The organism is Brevundimonas sp. MF30-B (assembly GCF_004683885.1).
Taxonomy (GTDB): domain Bacteria; phylum Pseudomonadota; class Alphaproteobacteria; order Caulobacterales; family Caulobacteraceae; genus Brevundimonas.
Map to the genome: position 1 here is coordinate 2,394,420 of NZ_CP038440.1, position 18,236 is coordinate 2,412,655.

Genomic DNA, 18,236 nt, shown 5'->3' on the forward strand with positions numbered 1-18,236 from the left:
CAGGCTTCAGCGCCCCTTCCGCACTGCAATATCACGGGTGTTGTTAGTGCGCGCGAGCGACATCTTTTGGTCCGCACCATTAACGGCTTGCAACCTTCCAAGATGTTTGCATAGATTTGCGAACGACCGCTTCGTCAGAGGGCGGCGACAAGGGAGGACGAGATGTTCACTGCATACAGCCGCCGTGCGCGCCTGATGACCGGCGGAGCCGCGTGGATCGCGACAAGCCTGCTGATGGCGGGCGCCGCCCAGGCCCAATCCGCCCCCGATACCCAAACGCAGGCTGATCAGCCCGTCGTTCAGGTCGAAGAGATCGTCGTCACCGGCATCCGGCGCTCGATCGAGGCGTCGATTTCCGCCAAGGCGGACAACACCTCGATCGTCGAGGTCATCTCCGCCGAGGACATCGGCAAGCTTCCTGACGTGTCCATCGCTGAATCCCTGGCGCGTCTGCCGGGTCTGACCTCTCAGCGTCTGGATGGCCGCAGCCAGTCCATCTCGATCCGCGGCCTGGGCCCCGATTTCACCACCGCCCTGTTGAATGGCCGCGAGCTGGTGACTACCGGCGACAATCGCGGCGTCGAGTTCGACCAGTTCCCCTCCGAGCTGCTGGGCAGCGTCGTCGTCTACAAGACGCCGGACGCAGCCCTTGTCGGCCAGGGCCTGGCGGGCACCGTGGATCTGCGGACCGTGCGCCCGCTCAGCTATGGCCGCCGCGCCATGGCGGTGAACTATCGTCACGAGTGGAACGATATCGGCGCCCTGAACTCGGGCACCACGGCCCAGGGCGATCGCTTCACCCTATCCTACATCGATCAGTTCGCGGACGACACGATCGGCGTGGCGCTGGGCTACGCCCACATGAGCTCGCCGTACCAGTCCGAGCGCTTCAACGCCTGGGGTTACCCCAACTACAGCGACGGCAACCTGATCACCGGCGGCGTGAAGCCCTATGTCATGTCGTCCGAGCTTGAGCGCGACGGCTATATGGGCGTTCTGGAATGGCGGCCCAACGACCGCTTCCACACCACGCTGGACGCCTTCTACTCCGAGTTCAAGAACACCCAGGTTCTGCGCGGGATCGAGTTCCCCCTGGCCTGGGGCGGTTCGGCCGGTGACTGCGATTCCGTGGGCAATGTCGCCACACCGAACGTCTGCCGCCCTGGCCCGTCGCTGCGGCCCGGCTACACCGTCGAAGACGGCCTGATCGTCGCGGGGACGTGGGACAACATCAAGGGCGTGGTCCGCAACGACCTGAACAAGCGTGACAGCACCATCACGGCGCTGGGATGGAACACTCAGTTCTACGCAAACGAAAACTGGAGCTTCGGTCTCGACCTCAACTACTCCAAGGTCGAGCGCAACGATCTGATCCTGGAGACTAACGCCGGAACAGGGCGGAACATCAACGGCGCGCTCGACACCCTGGGCTTCGAACTGACCGGCGACGGCGTGACCCGTTTCACCAGCCAGCTCGACTACGCCGATCCGAACCTGATTCGGCTGACCAGCCCTCAGGGCTGGGGCGGTGACGTGATACCCGAAGGCCAGGCCGGCTATATGAACACGCCCTCGATCGAGGACGAGATCAAGGCTGTTCGGCTGACCGCGCGGCGCGAGCTGCATCAGTCGCCCTTCAGCTCGTTGGACTACGGCGTAAACTACGCCGAGCGCAGCAAGACCTTCGTCAACGACCAGTTCTATCTGGGCGTGCCCGGCGGCGGCGATCTGGCCGTGCCGACGCAGTTTCTGCTGGACCCGACGGACCTCGGCTATCTCGGCATCTCGCAGGTGCTGAGCTACGACGCCCTGGCTCTGGTCAACAGCGGCGCGCTCAACCTGATCCGGAATCCCAATGCGGATGTGGCGGCGGGCAACTGGGACGTCGTCGAGAAGGTCACCACGGCCTATGTGCGCGCCAACATCGAGCACACCCTGTTCGGCCTGCCGCTGACCGGCAATGTCGGCATGCAGTTCGTCCACACCGACCAGGAAGGCCGTGGCTTCGAGGCTCAGCAGATCAGTGCAGGCGTGGCTGCGGTGGAGCAGATCACCGGCGGCGCTCGGTATCTGGAGATCCTGCCCAGCTCGAACTTCATCGTCGAGGTCAGGCCGGACCTTCTGGCTCGTTTGTCGCTTTCGCGCACCCTGGCCCGGCCGCGGATGGACGATATGCGCGCCGGCCGGAACTTCTCGTTCAACCCCGGCAACAACAACGAGAACGCCACGCCCGAGCAGAACTCGCCGTGGGGCGGCGGCGGCGGCAATCCCGAGTTGATGCCCTTCATCGCCAACGTGGCCGACCTGTCGTTCGAGAAGTACTTCGCCAATCGGCGCGGATACATTTCGCTCGCCGGCTTCTACCGGGATCTCGAGAGCTACGTTTACACGTCCAACCGGATTTTCGACTTCACCGGCTACCCGACCGGCGGCGTCGTTCCGGTGATCAACGAGGGGATCATCTCCACGCCTGAGAATGGTCAGGGCGGCTGGATCAAAGGCGTCGAGTTCGCGATTTCGGCGCCGTTCGACATCTTTCACCCGGCTCTGGAAGGCTTCGGCGGACTGTTCAGCGCCTCGGCCACCGACAGCGAGGTCCAGCCCGATCCGGCCAATCCGCCGACCGCCATGCCCGGCCTGTCCGAAACGGTGATGAACGGCACCCTGTACTTCGAGCGCGCGGGCTTCCAGGCGCGGGTGTCGGCCCGCTATCGCTCGGACTATCTCGGCGAGGTCGCCGGCTTTGGCAACGGACGCACGCTGCGATCCGTCGCGGCCGAGACAGTGGTCGACGCCCAGATCGGCTACGATTTCCCCTCCGGCCCGCTGCAGGGTCTGTCGATCCTGGCTCAGGTCAACAACCTGACCGATGAGCCGTTCAAAACCTTCGAAAATGGCGATGAGCGCCGCACCATCGACTACCAGTCGTATGGTCGCACCTTCGCGGTCGGGCTGAACTATCGCTTCTGAGCTGACAGGGTCGCGTCCTCGGACGCGGCCCGCGTCTCGTTCGGCGACATTCACCCGCAGCTGCGCCGTCGCCGCCTCAGTACCTGTCGGCTAGGGTTGATCAACACAACAACGCACACCCGCCTTGCGGCATTTGGGAGCGATCCATGAGTCAGATCCAGACCGCCGGTCGCCGTGGCACGGGCCTGGCGTTCGCCTATGTGACCAGCCTGTTCTTCGCCTGGGGCTTTGTCACCTCGCTGATCGATCCCCTGATCGCGGCGGTGCGGCGCGTGTTCGACCTCAGCCTGGCCGAGGCGATGCTGACGGCCTCTGCCTGGTTCATCGCCTACGGCGTCGCGTCACTTCCCGCGGCATGGATTCTGTCGCGCCTGGGCTACAGCCGGTCCATCATCGCCGCTCTGGCGACCATGGTCGTGGGCTGCATCATCGTGCCTTTGGCCACAATCGCCGATGTCTACGCCGGCGTGCTGCTGGCCTTGTTCGTGATCGCTTCGGGCGTGACCCTGCTGCAGGTCGCGGCCAATCCGCTGTCTGCGGCGCTGGGGTCGCGCAAGAGCGCGCACTTTCGCCTGACCTTTTCCCAGGCCTTCAACTCGTTGGGCACCACGCTTGGACCGATCATCGGCGCCAGCATCCTCTTGACCGGCGGCGTCTTCGCCGCCGATGCGGTGGTCACATCGGCGACGCGCGGCGAGTCGCTCCGGTCGATCGATTTCGCCTTCCTGGCCGTGGCCGCCTTCTTCGCCCTGGTCGCCGTCTTCATCTGGACGGCGCGCAAGCGGATCGATGCCTCGGTCGCCGACTCGCCGGTCGAGGTGGTGTCGCCGTTCGCCGCCTTCCGCTCGCGTTGGGCCGTGTTCGGCGCGCTGGCGATCTTCGTCTATGTGGGCTCGGAGGTCGCCATCGGCGGCCTGCTGATCCCCTTCCTCAGCGAAGGGAACATCCTGGGCATCCAGGAGCACCAGGCCGGCCACATGGTCGGCATCTACTGGGGATGCGCAATGGTCGGCCGCTTCATCGGCAGCGCCCTGCTGACGCGGGTGCGCGCCGGGGTGCTTCTGTCGGTCTGCACCATCGGCGCGGCGACAATGGCCCTGGTGGTCACCCAGACCAGCGGCGCCACCGCCGCCTATGCCGCTCTGGGCATCGGCCTGTTCAACTCCATCATGTTCCCGACCATCTTCACCCTGACGCTGGAGCGCTCCAGCGCGCCTGCCTCTGCGACCTCAGGCCTTTTGGTGTTCGGCATTATCGGCGGGGCGGTCCTGCCCTGGATCGCGGGCCGCATCGCCGACGAGTTCGGCAGCGTCACGCCCGCCTTCTTCGTGCCGCTGGCGGGCTACATCGCCCTCACCCTCTTCGCCGTCGCCTGTGCGCGCACCCAGGCTAGGGCGCAACCGGATGAAGTTGTTGTCACTCCGCACTGATCCACCCCAAATGTAGGGGTTCAGGCAAAAACGTCCATGGAACACGGGGCGCTTGAGGCACCGCTGACGCACAAGCACATCTGGGCAATCCGCCAGCGGCTGAAGGTCGCAAGAGAGTGCGCGATCTGGCCATGTTCGACTGCGCAGTCGACTCCAAGCTGCCAGACCTGTCGGTTCTGGATCGTAACCTCGCGGTCGCATATTAGCGCGCCTCGGCTCTCTCTAAAGATCGCGCCGCATTCAGGGCGAGCCAGCGCGCATTCAAGGCGATGCGGCGTGATGAGGGAGACGAGCCGGTCCTCACCGCGATGTACGAGCGGCGGATAGGCGAACTGCTGCTTGATGCTCGCCCGCTATCGTTTAGCCGAGGGTGATATGGGCGATGACCAGCCGCCATCACGTGCTGCACGTTCAGAGACGGCATCTGCGACGCTGCCTGCCAAGGCTTCATCCACGGCCGCCAGCACCGGGCCGGGGATGTCTGAGGACGCTTGACGCACTTCGCCTCCGGCCATCACCGGCGCGGCGGCGCGGAGCCGCCAGTCGCCGTCCTGTCGGCAGGCCAGACCGGCCAGACCCTCGGAGGCGAAGGTGCGGCACCAGTCGCCGTCCGCGGTCTGAAAGCTCAGTCCGACCGCGCGGCCCTGATCGTCCAGACCCTCTGAGGCCAGTCGCTGATCCAGCACCCGCACCAGCCCCGCGTCGGCCAATCGACCGTCTTTGCCCAGAGCCAGCCCTGGCGCGCCTCGATCCATCACGCCGCCGACCACCAGTCCGCCCAGAAAGCAGGCCGTCGCCAGCCCGCCCCAGGTCGCTACAGTGCGTGGCCGGAACAGCTCCGCCACCCAGCCATCCGCCGCCTTGACCTTCGCCTCGCCCGCGATCAGCCGCGCCACGGCCTCATCACGCGGATCGGCCTCGATCGGCCAGGCCTGACGCAGGGCCGCCGACTGACCGGCGAACACCGCCAGCCGGTTCGCCACCTCGGGATCGGCTGCCGCCGCGCGATCCACCTCGGCGGCGGCTTTGACGTCCAGCTGACCGTCGGCTCGGCGCATCAGGGTTTCGTCGTCGATCATCGTCCGGCCTCCTCTTGCGGCTCCAGCGCCCGCGCCAGGGCCTGCCGGCCGCGCACCAGACGGCTGGTCAGGGTGCCTTCGGGCACCTCCAGCACCCGCGCGGCCTCGGCGTAGGACAGGCCGTCGATCAGCACCAGAGCCACGGCTAGGCGCTGCTCCTCGGGCATGGCGTCCATCGCCGCGCGCGCCGTCAGGGCCTCAACCCGCGTCGCTTCGTCGGCCTGGCGTAGATCGGCGACACGCGCGGTAGCCTCGGTCTCCGGCGTCACCACCATACCCCAACGGCCCTTGGCGCGATGATGATCGATGTGGATCCGTCTCATGATGGTGAAGACCCAGCTGTCCAGCCGCGTGCCGGGCCTGAAGCTCCTGCGTTTGGCCAAGGCGCGCTCGACCGTCTCCTGGACCAAATCCTGAGCGTCGGCGTCCGAGCGGACGAAGACGCGCGCCAGGCGTCGCAGCCGGGGCAGCAACTGGACCAGTTCGGTCTGAAAGGCGTCCAAGGGCGATTCTCTGTCATGCAGGATGAAACGACCGGGCTCGAACGTTTCATCCCTTGCCCGGTTCGCGCAAAGCGCATTTTGTCGGACCCGCCAATGGAGACCGCATGACTCGCCCGATCACCGTCCGCCTGCTCGTCACTGTCGCATTAGCCGTCTCGAGCTTGGGCTTGAGCGGGGCGGCGGCGGCGCAGGTTCTGCCGAGCGGTCTGCCTCCGATAGGCCTGCCGACCCTGCCGGTCGAGCCCGGCCGCGCGCTCGGCGTCGTGGACCAGACCGTCCCTGCGCTCGAGCGTCGTGCGGCTCAAGCACTCGTCGCCCCCGCATCCCTGCGCGACCTGGTGGGGCGTTCCCGCGGCGCACTGGTCGCGGATCCGCAGGGCTATCCGGCGGTGGCGGGCGAGATCGTCATGCTTGATCCAACGCCCCAGAGCCTGACGCGGGCTGAGGCGGATGGGTTTGTCGTCCTCCGCCGTGAACGGCTGGAAGACCTGGATCTCGAAACCGTGGTGCTGGCGCCGCCGCGTCGCGAACCCCTGGCCCGTGCGGTCGATCGACTGCGTCGTCTCGCACCTGAGGCCGAGGTCGCGTTCAACCACGTCCATGCGCCGTCTGGACTGTCGATCGAGACCGTCGATGCAGGCCTCGCACCGGCAGCCGCAGGGCAGCGTCAGAATCGTGCGGCTGCGCTCGGTTTGATCGACACGGGTGTTGATGCGCGTCATCCCGCGTTCGTGGGCATGGATATTGTTCAGCGCGGTTTCTCGGGCGCGACGCGGCCGGCCGACCACGGCACGGCCGTGGCCTCTCTGATGGTCGGACGAGCGGGCGCCTTTCAGGGCGCGGCTCCCGGCGCGGGTCTGCGCGTGGCCGATGTCTATGGCGGATCGGCGGCCGGGGGCTCGTCCACGGCTCTGGCCCGAGCCCTGGCCTGGCTGGTTGGCGATGGCGCGCGGGTGATCAACGTCAGCCTCGTCGGTCCCCGCAACGCCCTGGTCGAGCGCGCCGTGGCCCAGGCGCGGGCGCGCGGCGTTCAGATCGTCGCCGCCGTCGGCAATGACGGCCCCGCCGCCCCGCCGCTGTATCCCGCCGCCTACGCCGGCGTGATCGCTGTCGCCCCCGTGGATCGACGCGACCGTATCCTGCCCGAGGCCGGGCGCGGACATCACGTCGATTTCGTCGCACCGGGATCGGACATGGCGGCCGCCGCCGTGAACGGCCGCTGGGTCGTAGTGCGGGGCGCGTCGTTCGCAGCCCCTCTAGTCGCCGGCTTGCTGGCGCGCGGCGGCTCGCCGGAAGCTCTGAGCCGCCAGGCTCTCGACCTCGGCGCGCCAGGCTTTGATCCAGTCTACGGCGGTGGCCTGATCGGCGCCGACCTGCGCGTCGCGCCCGCCGCCGTCGGCGCGCGCGGACGTCTGTCGCGATAGGGCGAAAGCTTTTTTCGCCGCGTCGGGATGAAACGGCGTCGACCCGGCGTTGGACACTGCAGGAGCGGACCAACCGCTTCGTCAAATCTGCAGGAGACACCCATGCGCAACGCTCTCATCATCACCGCCGCCGTCGCCACCCTGGCCGTGGCGGGCGGCGCTCAGGCTCAGGTCTTGGGCGGTAGCGGCGGTCTGACGGGCGGCCTTACCGGCGGCCTTACCGGCTCGGGCCAGTCGCTTGGCGGCAATCTCGGCGGCACGGCCGGCGGCGCGCTGAACGGCGGCGTGAACACGCCGCGGGTCGGCGAAACCTTGAGCAATACGACCGATCGCGCCAGCCGCGCCGCGGCCAGGGCGGAACGTCGAGCCGCCGTTGCTCGGGAACGCGCCGAGCGGCGAGCCGCCCAGGCTCAGCAACGCATTCAATCCACCGCCGGTCAGGCGCAAGGCATGGCCTCTGACGCCGCCTCAGGTGCGGTGAACGGCGCAACCTCGACCGTCGACAGCCTGTCGGGCTCGGTCGCCGGTCAGGGCCAGGGCACGGCGTCCGGCGCATTGAACAGCGGCCTTTCGGCCAATCCGGACGGCGTCAGCGGCTCGGCCGATGGTTCGGCTTCGGGCTCGGCCGCCGGGACGGCCCAAGGCGCCAGCCCGAGCACGGGCACCGGCGCCGTCCAGGGCTCGGGGTCCGGTTCGGGATCAGCGGGCGCTTCGGCTTCGGCCTCGCGTGACGGCGCCTCGATCGGCCTCAGCGGACAAGGTTCCGGCCAAGCCTCGGGCTCAGCTCAACGTCCCCGCTGACCCCAAAGCCAACGTCTAGGCCGACACCGGCCCGAACAGCCCCGCCAGTTCGCTGGCGGGGCTGACTTTCTGTCGGCCAGTCAGCCTTAGCTCGCTGGATGGATCGCGCCGTAAAGCCTTCGACGCTCCGCAGGCCTCGACCCATTCTTGGTCCAACGTCAGCTTATCGATCGAGCGCCAATGTCCGCTGCTGGCGCATTGGCGACGTTCTAACCTATGCCTAGCGCAAGACACGAAGAGCCCAGCTTCACCCCAGCAGACCGAGCGCCCCGACGCTGCGGTAGAGCATGTAAAAGGCCACCACGAAGATCAGGGCGGCGAAGACGGTGTTGAGCGCGCCCTTACGGTCCGACAGGGATTTGGCCAGGCGCGCGCCCAGCAAGCCGCCCAGGACGCCTCCGCCGATGAAGACGGCGGCCAGCGGCCAGTCGACCCAGCCGTCCAGCGCGTAGTTGAAGGCGGTTGTCAGGCCGAAGGCGGTCACGCCGACGAGGGACGACCCCACGGCGTAGTAGATGGGCATGCCGGTCGAGACCATCAGGCTCGGCACAATCAGGAAGCCGCCGCCAATGCCGAAGAAGCCGGACAGCATGCCGGTGGCTGCGCCCGTGCCGACCAGCTTGTGTGCGTTTCGGGCGGATAGGGTCACGCCGGGATCGCCGCCAGCCCCGCGCCCTCTCAGCATCAGCACGCCGACCACGAGCATCAGGACCGCGAACAGGGCCAGCAACTTCTGTCCATCCACCGCCTTGCCCAGCGTGGAGCCCAGCAGCGCACCGATCACGCCGGCCAAAGCGAAAACGCCGGCGATCCTCCATTTCACCGTCCCATGGCGGGCGTGGTTTAACAGATTGGCGAAGGCGTTGGCGGCCACGGCGAATGCGCTGGTGCCGATCGCCAGGTGTGGCTCTTTCACCCCCACCAGATAGACGATCAGCGGCACGGCGAGGATGGACCCCCCGCCGCCCACTAGCCCCAGCGAGAAGCCGACGAGAGAGCCGGCGCCGGCGCCCAGGGCATACTGAAACGGCGAAAGGTCCATGATCGGCTTAGGCTCGGCCGGGTTGGGGGAGGCTGGAGGGGTCGACGTGCTGCGGGCTCGCCATCCACTCACGGCCCTTGAGCATGGCCGACCAGTAGATTTCCGGCAGGGCCTCGGACTTGAGCCGCCAAGCAAAACGTGTCGGCCGCGTGCCGTCCAGCAGCCATTTCGGGAAGCTGGGCAGCAGCTTCCCGCCATAGCCGAATTCGGCCAGCACGATCTTTCCTCGCTCGACGGTCAGCGGGCAGGAGCCGTAGCCGTCGTAGACAGCGCGCATCGGCCGGCCATCCAGCAGCGACAGCACGTTCTCGGCGACGACGGGGGCCTGTTTGCGGGCCGCGGCCGCTGTCTTGGCGTTGGGTGCCGAGCAGGCGTCGCCCAGGCCAAAGACGTTTTCGAACCGTTTATGGCGCAGGGTGGCGTCGTCCACCTCGATCCAGCCGCTCTCTGCGGCCAAGGGGCTATTGCGCACGAAGTCCTGGGCAGTTTGCGGGGGGCAGACGTGGAGGAAATCGAATTCGCGCCTGACCTGACGCGTCTCGCCGTCGGGGCCGGTCACGGAAAAGGTCGCGATCTGCGCCGGGCCGTCCACGGCGACGAGTTTCGAGCCGAAGTTCAGATCGATGCGATACTTCTGGACGTACTCCATCAGGGCCGGGACGTAATCCTTGACCCCGAACAACACCGGCCCGGCGTTGTGGAATTCGATCTCGATGTCGTCGCGGCCATTACCCCGCCAGTGATCAGCGGACAGGTACATGGCCTTCTGCGGGGCGCCCGCGCATTTGATCGGCATGGGCGGCTGGGTGAAGATGGCCCGTCCGCTGTCCATCGCCTGGACCAGCCGCCAGGTGTAGGGCGCGGTCTCATAGCCGTAGTTGGAGGTGACGTTGTTGCGGCCCAAGGTATCGGCCAGGCCAGGGATGGCGGCCCAATCCAGCTTGAGACCTGGCGCGGCAACCAGCATGCGGTAACCGATCCAGCGCCCGTCGGTCAGTTCGACGCGGTCATGCGCCGGGTCGAAGGCGGCGACCGCGCCGCGCACCCATTGGGCGCCATGCGGGATCAGATCCTCGGTCCGACGCCGGGTGCGTTGGGGCTTGAAGACCCCCGCGCCGACCATGGTCCAGCCGGGTTGATAGAAGTGCTGCTCGGACGGCTCGACGATGCGGACATCAAGGCCGGGCCGGCGACGCAGCAGGCTGGCGGCCGTGGCGATGCCGGCTGAGCCGCCGCCGACGATCAGGACGTCGCAGGACTCCAGAGGGGCGTGCTGGGCGCTCATGACGCAGCGCCTTCCAGGCGGGGGCGCAGGGCAGCGAGGTCGTAGCCGGCGGTCCTGGCGCGGGCGATCAACTCGTCGGGGCTGGCGGCCCCGGCCTTGGCCAAGGCCCACAGGGTAGTGGTGCGCGTGCCGGTGCGGCAGTAGCCGAAGACGGGCTTGGGCAGCTTGGCCAGGGCATCCTGGAAGTCAGCGATATCCTGGTTCGAGATGGCGCCGCCCACCACGGGGACATGGGCGAACGTCAGGCCTGCGGCCTCGGCGGCCTGGCGCATATCTTCGGCGCTGGGCTGGCCGGGTTCCTCGCCATCAGGTCGGTTGGAGATGACCGATCGGAAACCCTGAGCCGCGATGGCGGGCAGGTCTTCCGGCGTGATCTGCGGCGAGGCGGATAGGGCCTCATCCAGCGAGCGGATATCCATGGCTGTTTCTCCCTAGGTCTTGCTTTGGTCAGGTCGTCCGGTCGAGCGTCAGGCGGAACAGCGCCATGCCGGCGATCAGGGCACCGACGAAGACAAAGGCCTGCCAGGCGCCGGTCGTCAGCGCCGCCAGCGCCGGGCCGGGGCACAGGCCGACCAGCCCCCAGCCCAGGCCGAACAGGACGGCCCCGCCGACGAGAGGGGTGTCGATGGTCCGGCCCTCGGGGACATGAAAGGTCTCGGCCGCGACCGGAGCATCCATGCGCCGGCGGATCAGATAAGCGATGGCGGAGGGAATCAGCGCCCCGCCCATGACGAAGGCCAGCGAGGGGTCCCAGGCGCCGGTCACGTCCAGAAAGGCCAGGACGCGGGCCGGGTTGATCATGTCCGACACCACCATGCCGGCGCCGAATAGCAGGCCGCATACGCCAGCGACGATCAGCCGGTTCATGCCAGACCTCCCAGCAGGTGGTGGGTGATGAAGACGGTGAGCGCCGCGACCGCCATGAAGACGCCGGTGGCCACGATGGAGCGGGGCGACAGGCGGGCCAGGCCGCAGACGCCGTGGCCGCTGGTGCAGCCCGAGCCCCAGCGGGTGCCGAAGCCGACGATCAGCCCGCCCAGCACCAGCAGCCAGATGTCCGAGGTGATCTGCACCTCAGGTCGGCGGATCAGAGCCGAAGCCAGGGCCGCGCCGCCCAGCAGGCCGGCGATGAAAAGCAGGCCCAGAGTGCGCGGGGCGCCTTTCGACAGGCCGGTCGCCGCGACGGTGAGGCCAGAGATTCCGGCCACGCGCCCATTCAGCAACAGATAGAGACCGGCGGACAGACCGACCAGCAGGCCGCCGGCCAGCGGCCACATGAAGGGGAGGGGCTCAAGCATGGGGGGCTCGACTCAGATCGCGTTGAGCGGGACCTTGAGGTAGCGCACCCCATTGTCCTCAGGCTCGGGCGGGCGCCCGCCATTCATGTTCACCTGCACCGAGGGCAGGATCAGCTTGGGCATGGACAGGGTGGCGTCGCGCTGGGTGCGCATGGCCACGAACTCGTCTTCGGTGACGCCATCGCGGATATGGATGTTGCCGGTGCGCTGGGCGCCGATGGTGGTCTCCCAGGCGAACTCGGTGCGGCCCGGCGGCGCCTTGTAGTCGTGGCACAGGAATACCCGCGCCTCGTCCGGCAGGGCGGTGAGCCGATGAATCGAGCGATACAGCGTTCGGGCGTCTCCGCCCGGAAAGTCGCATCGGGCGGTGCCGTAATCGGGCATGAACATAGTGTCGCCGGGAAAGACGGCGTCGCCGACGACATAGGCCAAGCACGCCGGAGTGTGGCCCGGCACGTGCAGGACCGTGGCCTTCAATCCACCGATCTCGAACCGGTCGCCGTCGTTGAACAGCTGGTCGAACTGGCTGCCGTCGCGGCGGAAGTCGGTCCCCTCGTTGAAAATCTTTCCGAAGGCCTCCTGCACCGTGATGATTTCATGGCCGATGGCCAGTTGGCCGCCCAGCTCCTCCTGAAGGTAGGGCGCCGCTGACAGGTGGTCGGCGTGGGCGTGGGTCTCCAGCAACCACTGCACCGTCAAACCTTCAGACTTCACGTAATCAATAACGGCGTCGGCGGAGGCGTGAGCCGTGCGCCCAGCTGCGGCGTCATAGTCCAGCACGCTGTCAATGATGGCGCAGGCATCGGAGCTCGGATCTCTGACGACATGGCTGACGGTGAAGGTCGCTTCGTCAAAGAACGAGTGAACGATAGGCCGCTGCGCTTGGTCTTCGAGCGCAGTGCGCACAATCGCTGTGGCGTGTTCCAGGGTGGGATCATCGGTGAAAGCGGACATGCAAATCTCCTTGGCGCTAAGACATATACATTATCGTAATGTGTGTAAATATATGTGGGCGACATGGCGCATCGGCTTGTCCAGCACTAGGATCACTCCATGACTGCGCCCGACCCCTTCACCTCTTCGCCGCCTACCGTCCAAGGCCCGCTTCGCATCAATGACGTGGCACCCGATTTCTCTGCGCGCACCACACAGGGCGAGAAGAGGCTGAGCGACTACCGTGGGCGCTGGCTCGTGCTATTTTCGCATCCGGCGGATTTCACGCCCGTCTGCACAAGCGAGTTCGTCGCCCTGGCGCGCCAGGCCGACGCGTTTGCCGCGATCAGCTGCGATCTCATGGCCCTCTCGGTGGACAGCCTTTATTCCCACCTCGCCTGGCTGACCGACATCCACCGGCGGTTTGGCGTCACGGTCACATTTCCGATCATTGAGGACCCCTCAATGGCGATCGGCCAGGCCTACGGCATGGTCGACGCAGGCTCCGGTGACAGCGCCACGGTGCGCGCAACCTTCGTCATCGATCCAGACGGCGTCGTTCGGGCCATCAGCTGGTACCCGATGAACATCGGCCGTTCGGTGGAAGAGCTGTTGCGCCTGGTCTCTGCGCTGCAGACATCCGATCGGGAGCGGGCCTCCACACCCGCCGGCTGGACGCCTGGCGGCGTCCTGCTGGAATCGGCCGCCACCACGCTGGATGCCGCGCTGGCCAACGGCGATGACGCGGCGTCCTGGTATTACCGTGAGCGGCATCCATGACAGGCCCCAGCCTGAGAGGCATGGAACAGCTCAGGGAGATGGCTCCCCAGGCGGCTGAACTCCTGCGCCAACTCGCCAATCCCAACCGGCTGATGATCCTCTGCCATATCGCCAAGGAAGAGAAATCCGTCGGCCAGTTGGAAGCGGACCTCGGGATCCGGCAGCCGGCGCTGTCCCAGCAGCTGGCGGAACTTCGCCAGTTCGGCCTGGTCAAGACGCGGCGCCAGTCTCGGTCGATCTTCTATTCCATCGCGGACGAGCGGGCTGAGGCGGTCATGGCGATGCTGTATGAGATTTTCTGCGGCGATCCCCAGGCCGTTGCGACAGGCGTTGCCCCCACGGCGCGGCCCGACCGAACATCTGGAGACAAGGCGCACTTCGCCAGGGTCGCGCCCTAGGCTGACGGGCGTTACAAAATGCCCGCTGTAGCCACCTTGCCTAAATCTCCTGTTGGCGCATAGTCGACGCTTGGATGACGGCCGAGCCCCGATAGCTGCTAAGGGTGTAAAGCGGACGGTCGTTCTATTGCTTGACTTCGATGCGGAGAGCCCGAAACGCCTCAGTGCCGCCGTTATGGATCGCGTGCGGGCCTTCCGGCGAAAACCCTAAGGCTAGAGGCGGCGGCCCCTCTGGGAGTCGGATACGGCGAACCTCGACAAGAGCCCCGTCTCGCATTTCGTAGATGATATCCGTAAGGGGTTGAGCGTGCTCAATGTGCATGACGCTCGGCCACCGGTGAACATGCGGCGGCTCGGTCTGGCCAGGCATGACAGTGACCTGCAAGACGCGAACATCGTCATTCTCAAGGATGACCACATGGTTCTCCGGGGCCGCCGTAACGGCGTCCAGTGGATCGGTTTGGGCTAGAACCGCCAAAGCCAGTGTCAAAACGATCATCGCTCACCCCTAAATATTGCCGGACTGTATGAGGCCTATCGATTTCAGCAAGTGTCCGCCACTGTTCGGGAGCGGTCCTTCAGTGGGCCCTGGACCGAAGGTCCAGTTCCCGCCGCTGCACCAATGTCCGGTGTTGGCGCAGAGTAGCACCTCGTAACGACCCATCGCCGGCGGGGCCGCTTTGGGCCTAACCGTCAATCGCGGCTAGTCGAAGCTCCGCCAGGCGGCGCTTGCACAGATCATCTACGAGCGTTCGAAGTTCTGCTACGCGCGTCGCCAGCCATGTCAGCTCTTCATCGCTGATCCTGTAATGCTCCGAATAGCGCGCTTTGACATAGGCCTCTCGAAGCAGCTCAAAACAGCGCCTTTCGAACTTGGTGTCTCTCGGCCAGGCATCGGCCAAATGCGCGTCGATGGCCTCAGCCTTTTTCCGCAGGAAGGCAAGGTTGTGAGCTTTGCCGCTGTAGAGGGTCACGACCAGCAGCACCGCGTGATACAGATGCTCCGCAGCCTGGTGCAGGTTGAAAGCTGCTAGGTTTGGCTCTTCATCAGCCGCACAGTAGGCTGAAACTTTCTGGAAGCCCGCCGCACTCGCCATCCACTTCTCATAGTGCCGCTCCGCCTCTTCCAGAGCGACCCGCGCCTTTAGGTCGGCGGGCTTGTGCAGCCTTACCCCCGGCGTGTCGTAGAGCAGCACGCCTTCGCGCACGATATCGGCGAAGAAGTAGCGTCCGCGATCCAGTTGCTCGTTCACGTCGTCGAGCGAATGGACGATCAGGCTGACGGGGGTGCGGATATCCGGGCCGACCGGCATGGTGCGGTTCTCGGCCTCGTACCAGAACTCGCCATCGGTCAGGTCCTCGTGGTCGACCACGATCAGCAGGAAGTCCGAGAAATACCGTCCGACCGGATCGTGGACCCAGTCACCTCGGGCATAGCTGCCATAGAGGATGATCTTGAGGATCTTGCCATTCTTGAGCCGGTCGGCGCGCCGGGTGGAGACGGCCTCTTCGAAGGCCGCGCGCACGGTCTCGACCACCTGACGGAGTTCGGCCTGTTTGCGGGCCGGCAGATGATCGAGGCTCTTCTTCATGACGGGAGTCTCCGCGATACGATCCCACACGGCAAGGCTTAACCCGCTGGGGCCATTCGCCCATGGGTGTAGTCAGCCCTGCTCCTCCCATCTTCGCCGCCAAGGGCGGCGCCAGACAAGGGAGCCGCGCGCCCCCATGGGCGCGCGGCCAGTTTGAAAAGCTCCGCAGCTTATTCGGCGGCGAAGGCGTAGGCGTCGTCCTCCGGTGGCGGCGACGCACCCTCGCCTTCCGCCACCACGGTCGCTGGCGCCGCGTCAGGCGCCGGGCGGGTCCGCAGGACCGGCGGCAGCCAGCCCCTGCCCTCGACCAGCCGCTCGGCGGCCTCGGCCATATCGCCCTTCTTCAGCCCGGCGATCCGCGCGGCGTCCTCTGCGGTGGTCGCCTCGGTCACGGCCTGAAGCATCCGCGCCTTGGACACCCGCGAAAAATAGCTGGCGGCGGTGGCGGTCCAGGTGACGGTCATGTCCAGCCCGGTGGCCGTCGCCAGGGTCTCGGCATGGGCGAGCGCCTCGGGCTTGCGGTCATGGGGATCGCGCACGGCATAGAGGCTCGCGCCCGCGCAGCAGGCCAGAAGGTCCAAAAGCTCCGACGGCGCCATGGCCTCAAGGGCGGGCCACAGGTCCGCCGCCTCCTGCGGGAGACGCGCGCCCCACGCTTGCAGCCGCTCGGCCACGCGCCGCCCGGCCGGGCTGTCCCCGACGCCGGGCGCCAGCCGCTCCAGCCCGGTCACGCTCAACCGCAGTTGCAGGGGCGTCCACGTCCCCCACGGCGGATAGAAGACCTGGAGCACCAGCGCATGGACCACCGCCGTCAGGGCGAGAGTCGCATCGGCCTGAACCGCGTCGCGCAGCCCCATGGTGCGATGGGCCGTCAGATCGATCACCAGACGATCCGACAGAGGCGACAGGCCCTCGTCCGCTTCCGGCTGCGAAGTCGGGGACGCACCCGTTTCCGCAGGGTCGTCGGCGCCGACCCCTCCCGGAACCTCAGGATCGGGACGCCGCGCCTCAACAACATCCTCGGGCCGCACCAGACCGCGTTCGAAGCGGGCCAGGCCGTCGTGGCCCGGCAGGACCATGACCCCGGCCCGCGCCTTGACCTCGGTGGGATAGTCGAAGTCCGGGCCGAAGGCTTGGAGGGCCTTATCGATCTCTTCAAGCCGGGCGTCCACCTCGGGCGGCAGGGCCTCGGCGGAATCCGTCGCGGAGATCAGTCGGTCGTACTCCTCGGACAGGGCCGCGATCTCGGCCGCGTCGGCTTCGGGGCGGATGACCTCAGCGGGATAGACCCGGCCAAGCCCGACGGCGTCCTGATAGTCCGATCCGGCCTCGGCCCATTTCCAGCCCTCCCGCTTGAGGACGTCCTGAGCCAGGTCGGACAGTTTGTCGGCTGCCAGACGGTCCAGAAGCGCGGGGTCTTCCAGCCAGCCTGCCCCGTCTTCGGTGAACAGGTCCCGCAGGACGGCGCCGCCTTCGGCCTCATAGACCTCGACGCCGACGAAGCGGGCGCGCGGATCGTCGGCCCGCACCTTGGTCTCGGTCATGGCGCGGCGGATGGCGTGGACCGGACGGTAGTCGCCCAACTGCTCGAACACTTGGCGTTGCCGATCCTGATCGGGGCTCACGCAAAACGCCATGAGCTGGTCCAGCGTCAGCGTCCCGTCCCGATAGGCCGCCATGAGTGTTGGCGCCGCCGCCCCCAGCCGCAGCCGCTGACGCACCACCGTCGCGGTCACCCCGAACCGAGCGCCGATCTCTTCGGCGCCATAGCCCCGCTCGTCGGAGAGCCTCTTGAAAGCTTCGAACTGATCGGCGGGATGCATGGCCTCGCGGGTGACGTTCTCGTCGAGGCTGATTTCATGGGCGTCGTTTTCGGTGTCGACCGTCACCCGCACCGGATGGTTCCGCTTGAGGACCTTGCGCTTGACCAGCATCCGCAGAGCGAGGCGGCGCCCCTCCCCTATGGTCACGAGGTATTTGCCGGTCGCCCCGCCATCCTCGCCCCGCTCGATCTCGACCACGGGCGGCTGCAAGACCCCCTTGGCCTTGATCGAGGCGGCCAGCGCTTCGAGGCTCGCCGGGGAATGCTTCACCTTGCGGGCATTGCGCGGCGACGCCTTCAACAGATTGAGCGGCACGAACAGTTCCGCGCCGTGCTGGGGCGTCCGATCAGCCGCTTGGTCCGTGGCGGAAGCGGCGGCGTCAGCCGCCGCCGAAGGACGGGCTTGGGTGGATTGAGCAGTCATGTCTGCCTCCTTTGGGCAAGGGTTGCAGGCACGCGAAAGGCGCGCCTGAAACCCTGCCCGTCGGCGAGACCGGGGTAGCAAGGGCCAGGGCGGATCGGCCGGAGGGGGATCACCCGGCCTGCACAAGCCTTGTCTCTGTCGGCTCCCGGCCCGTCGTGTCCGGCGCGGAAGGCCGGGGAGACCGGCCGATCCGGCGGCGAAGCCGCGGACCCTGGCCCGCGCGAGGGCGGAGCCCTTAGCGCTTGCCGCCGCCGCGCGGCGGCCTGCCACCCCTTGGCATGCCGATGGTTTGATGAGTTCGACACGGCTGACCGCCGAAGCGATCCGACGCGGACGGGCTACGACCATTCAAGCCTAATCACGCGGCCGGCCCAGGTGCTCATGGCAGGGGCTTGGCATTCCGACCGCCAGCCTCGGCGCTCGATAGGACGCCCGACAGGGTCTGATCCCCTAGC

At 67.0% G+C, this 18,236-nt stretch carries 16 protein-coding genes; 6 read left to right on the plus strand and 10 right to left on the minus strand.

Annotated elements, in window-relative coordinates:
- The first annotated feature begins 162 nt into the window (after positions 1-162).
- The gene (locus E4M01_RS12095; RefSeq protein WP_135063935.1) at positions 163-2,970 is read left to right on the plus strand and encodes a TonB-dependent receptor; all 2,808 of its coding nucleotides are present in this window, start codon (positions 163-165) and stop codon (positions 2,968-2,970) included.
- Positions 2,971-3,116: 146 nt separating this feature from the next.
- A complete protein-coding gene (locus E4M01_RS12100) occupies positions 3,117-4,400 on the plus strand; it encodes a sugar MFS transporter (protein ID WP_135063938.1) in 1,284 nt (427 codons plus the stop codon).
- 353 nt (positions 4,401-4,753) lie between these two features.
- Here E4M01_RS12100 and E4M01_RS12105 read toward each other — a convergent pair whose 3' ends face one another.
- Both E4M01_RS12105 and E4M01_RS12110 read right to left on the minus strand, forming a co-directional pair.
- Positions 4,754-5,479 carry a hypothetical protein gene (locus E4M01_RS12105; RefSeq protein ID WP_135063941.1) on the minus strand — a complete coding sequence of 242 codons (726 nt, stop codon included), beginning with the start codon at positions 5,477-5,479 and terminating at the stop codon, positions 4,754-4,756.
- Positions 5,476-5,982: an RNA polymerase sigma factor gene (locus E4M01_RS12110; protein WP_135063944.1), complete on the minus strand. Its 507-nt coding sequence runs from the start codon at positions 5,980-5,982 to the stop codon at positions 5,476-5,478. Before E4M01_RS12110 ends, E4M01_RS12105 begins: the two co-directional genes overlap by 4 nt.
- A 104-nt stretch (positions 5,983-6,086) precedes the next feature.
- On the opposite strand from E4M01_RS12110, the gene E4M01_RS12115 reads away from it, so the two are divergent.
- The gene (locus E4M01_RS12115) at positions 6,087-7,406 is read left to right on the plus strand and encodes a S8 family serine peptidase (protein WP_135063947.1); all 1,320 of its coding nucleotides are present in this window, start codon (positions 6,087-6,089) and stop codon (positions 7,404-7,406) included.
- Positions 7,407-7,508: 102 nt separating this feature from the next.
- Positions 7,509-8,207, plus strand: coding sequence for a hypothetical protein (locus E4M01_RS12120; protein ID WP_135063949.1), 699 nt, complete (start codon positions 7,509-7,511; stop codon positions 8,205-8,207).
- Positions 8,208-8,454: 247 nt separating this feature from the next.
- Here the strand turns inward: E4M01_RS12120 and E4M01_RS12125 are convergent, their stop codons facing one another.
- From E4M01_RS12125 to E4M01_RS12150, 6 genes are read right to left on the minus strand one after another with little or no spacing between them, the layout of a single operon-like run.
- The gene (locus E4M01_RS12125; protein WP_135063952.1) at positions 8,455-9,249 is read right to left on the minus strand and encodes a sulfite exporter TauE/SafE family protein; all 795 of its coding nucleotides are present in this window, start codon (positions 9,247-9,249) and stop codon (positions 8,455-8,457) included.
- Between the two features lie 7 nt (positions 9,250-9,256).
- On the minus strand, positions 9,257-10,534 hold the full coding sequence (locus tag E4M01_RS12130; protein ID WP_135063955.1) for an FAD/NAD(P)-binding oxidoreductase: 1,278 nt from the start codon (positions 10,532-10,534) through the stop codon (positions 9,257-9,259).
- The gene (locus E4M01_RS12135) at positions 10,531-10,953 is read right to left on the minus strand and encodes a TIGR01244 family sulfur transferase (protein WP_135063958.1); all 423 of its coding nucleotides are present in this window, start codon (positions 10,951-10,953) and stop codon (positions 10,531-10,533) included. The genes E4M01_RS12130 and E4M01_RS12135 overlap by 4 nt, the downstream gene beginning before the upstream one ends.
- 28 nt (positions 10,954-10,981) lie before the next feature.
- Positions 10,982-11,401: a DUF6691 family protein gene (locus E4M01_RS12140; protein ID WP_135063960.1), complete on the minus strand. Its 420-nt coding sequence runs from the start codon at positions 11,399-11,401 to the stop codon at positions 10,982-10,984.
- On the minus strand, positions 11,398-11,832 hold the full coding sequence (locus E4M01_RS12145; RefSeq protein WP_135063963.1) for a YeeE/YedE family protein: 435 nt from the start codon (positions 11,830-11,832) through the stop codon (positions 11,398-11,400). Before E4M01_RS12145 ends, E4M01_RS12140 begins: the two co-directional genes overlap by 4 nt.
- A 12-nt stretch (positions 11,833-11,844) precedes the next feature.
- Positions 11,845-12,786 carry an MBL fold metallo-hydrolase gene (locus tag E4M01_RS12150; protein WP_135063965.1) on the minus strand — a complete coding sequence of 314 codons (942 nt, stop codon included), beginning with the start codon at positions 12,784-12,786 and terminating at the stop codon, positions 11,845-11,847.
- Positions 12,787-12,885: 99 nt separating this feature from the next.
- Here E4M01_RS12150 and E4M01_RS12155 point away from each other — a divergent pair, with 99 nt between their 5' ends.
- On the plus strand, positions 12,886-13,545 hold the full coding sequence (locus tag E4M01_RS12155) for a peroxiredoxin (protein WP_135063968.1): 660 nt from the start codon (positions 12,886-12,888) through the stop codon (positions 13,543-13,545).
- Positions 13,542-13,943: a metalloregulator ArsR/SmtB family transcription factor gene (locus E4M01_RS12160; RefSeq protein WP_135063971.1), complete on the plus strand. Its 402-nt coding sequence runs from the start codon at positions 13,542-13,544 to the stop codon at positions 13,941-13,943. The genes E4M01_RS12155 and E4M01_RS12160 overlap by 4 nt, the downstream gene beginning before the upstream one ends.
- 686 nt (positions 13,944-14,629) lie before the next feature.
- On the opposite strand, the gene E4M01_RS12165 is transcribed toward E4M01_RS12160, so the two are convergent.
- Positions 14,630-15,535, minus strand: a complete 906-nt coding sequence (locus E4M01_RS12165) for a HEPN domain-containing protein (protein ID WP_135063974.1) — start codon at positions 15,533-15,535, stop codon at positions 14,630-14,632.
- Between the two features lie 170 nt (positions 15,536-15,705).
- Positions 15,706-17,781: a ParB/RepB/Spo0J family partition protein gene (locus E4M01_RS12170; protein WP_135063977.1), complete on the minus strand. Its 2,076-nt coding sequence runs from the start codon at positions 17,779-17,781 to the stop codon at positions 15,706-15,708.
- Positions 17,782-18,236: the final 455 nt, after the last annotated feature.

Excerpts from the sequence above, each read along its gene's own strand:
- E4M01_RS12095 (WP_135063935.1), top strand. The coding sequence starts at position 163 with ATGTTCACTGCATACAGCCGCCGTGCGCGCCTGATGACCGGCGGAGCC.
- E4M01_RS12100 (WP_135063938.1), top strand. The coding sequence starts at position 3,117 with ATGAGTCAGATCCAGACCGCCGGTCGCCGTGGCACGGGCCTGGCGTTC.
- E4M01_RS12105 (WP_135063941.1), bottom strand. The coding sequence starts at position 5,479 with ATGATCGACGACGAAACCCTGATGCGCCGAGCCGACGGTCAGCTGGAC.
- E4M01_RS12115 (WP_135063947.1), top strand. The coding sequence starts at position 6,087 with ATGACTCGCCCGATCACCGTCCGCCTGCTCGTCACTGTCGCATTAGCC.
- E4M01_RS12120 (WP_135063949.1), top strand. The coding sequence starts at position 7,509 with ATGCGCAACGCTCTCATCATCACCGCCGCCGTCGCCACCCTGGCCGTG.
- E4M01_RS12125 (WP_135063952.1), bottom strand. The coding sequence starts at position 9,249 with ATGGACCTTTCGCCGTTTCAGTATGCCCTGGGCGCCGGCGCCGGCTCT.
- E4M01_RS12130 (WP_135063955.1), bottom strand. The coding sequence starts at position 10,534 with ATGAGCGCCCAGCACGCCCCTCTGGAGTCCTGCGACGTCCTGATCGTC.
- E4M01_RS12135 (WP_135063958.1), bottom strand. The coding sequence starts at position 10,953 with ATGGATATCCGCTCGCTGGATGAGGCCCTATCCGCCTCGCCGCAGATC.
- E4M01_RS12140 (WP_135063960.1), bottom strand. The coding sequence starts at position 11,401 with ATGAACCGGCTGATCGTCGCTGGCGTATGCGGCCTGCTATTCGGCGCC.
- E4M01_RS12145 (WP_135063963.1), bottom strand. The coding sequence starts at position 11,832 with ATGCTTGAGCCCCTCCCCTTCATGTGGCCGCTGGCCGGCGGCCTGCTG.
- E4M01_RS12150 (WP_135063965.1), bottom strand. The coding sequence starts at position 12,786 with ATGTCCGCTTTCACCGATGATCCCACCCTGGAACACGCCACAGCGATT.
- E4M01_RS12155 (WP_135063968.1), top strand. The coding sequence starts at position 12,886 with ATGACTGCGCCCGACCCCTTCACCTCTTCGCCGCCTACCGTCCAAGGC.
- E4M01_RS12160 (WP_135063971.1), top strand. The coding sequence starts at position 13,542 with ATGACAGGCCCCAGCCTGAGAGGCATGGAACAGCTCAGGGAGATGGCT.
- E4M01_RS12165 (WP_135063974.1), bottom strand. The coding sequence starts at position 15,535 with ATGAAGAAGAGCCTCGATCATCTGCCGGCCCGCAAACAGGCCGAACTC.
- E4M01_RS12170 (WP_135063977.1), bottom strand. The coding sequence starts at position 17,781 with ATGACTGCTCAATCCACCCAAGCCCGTCCTTCGGCGGCGGCTGACGCC.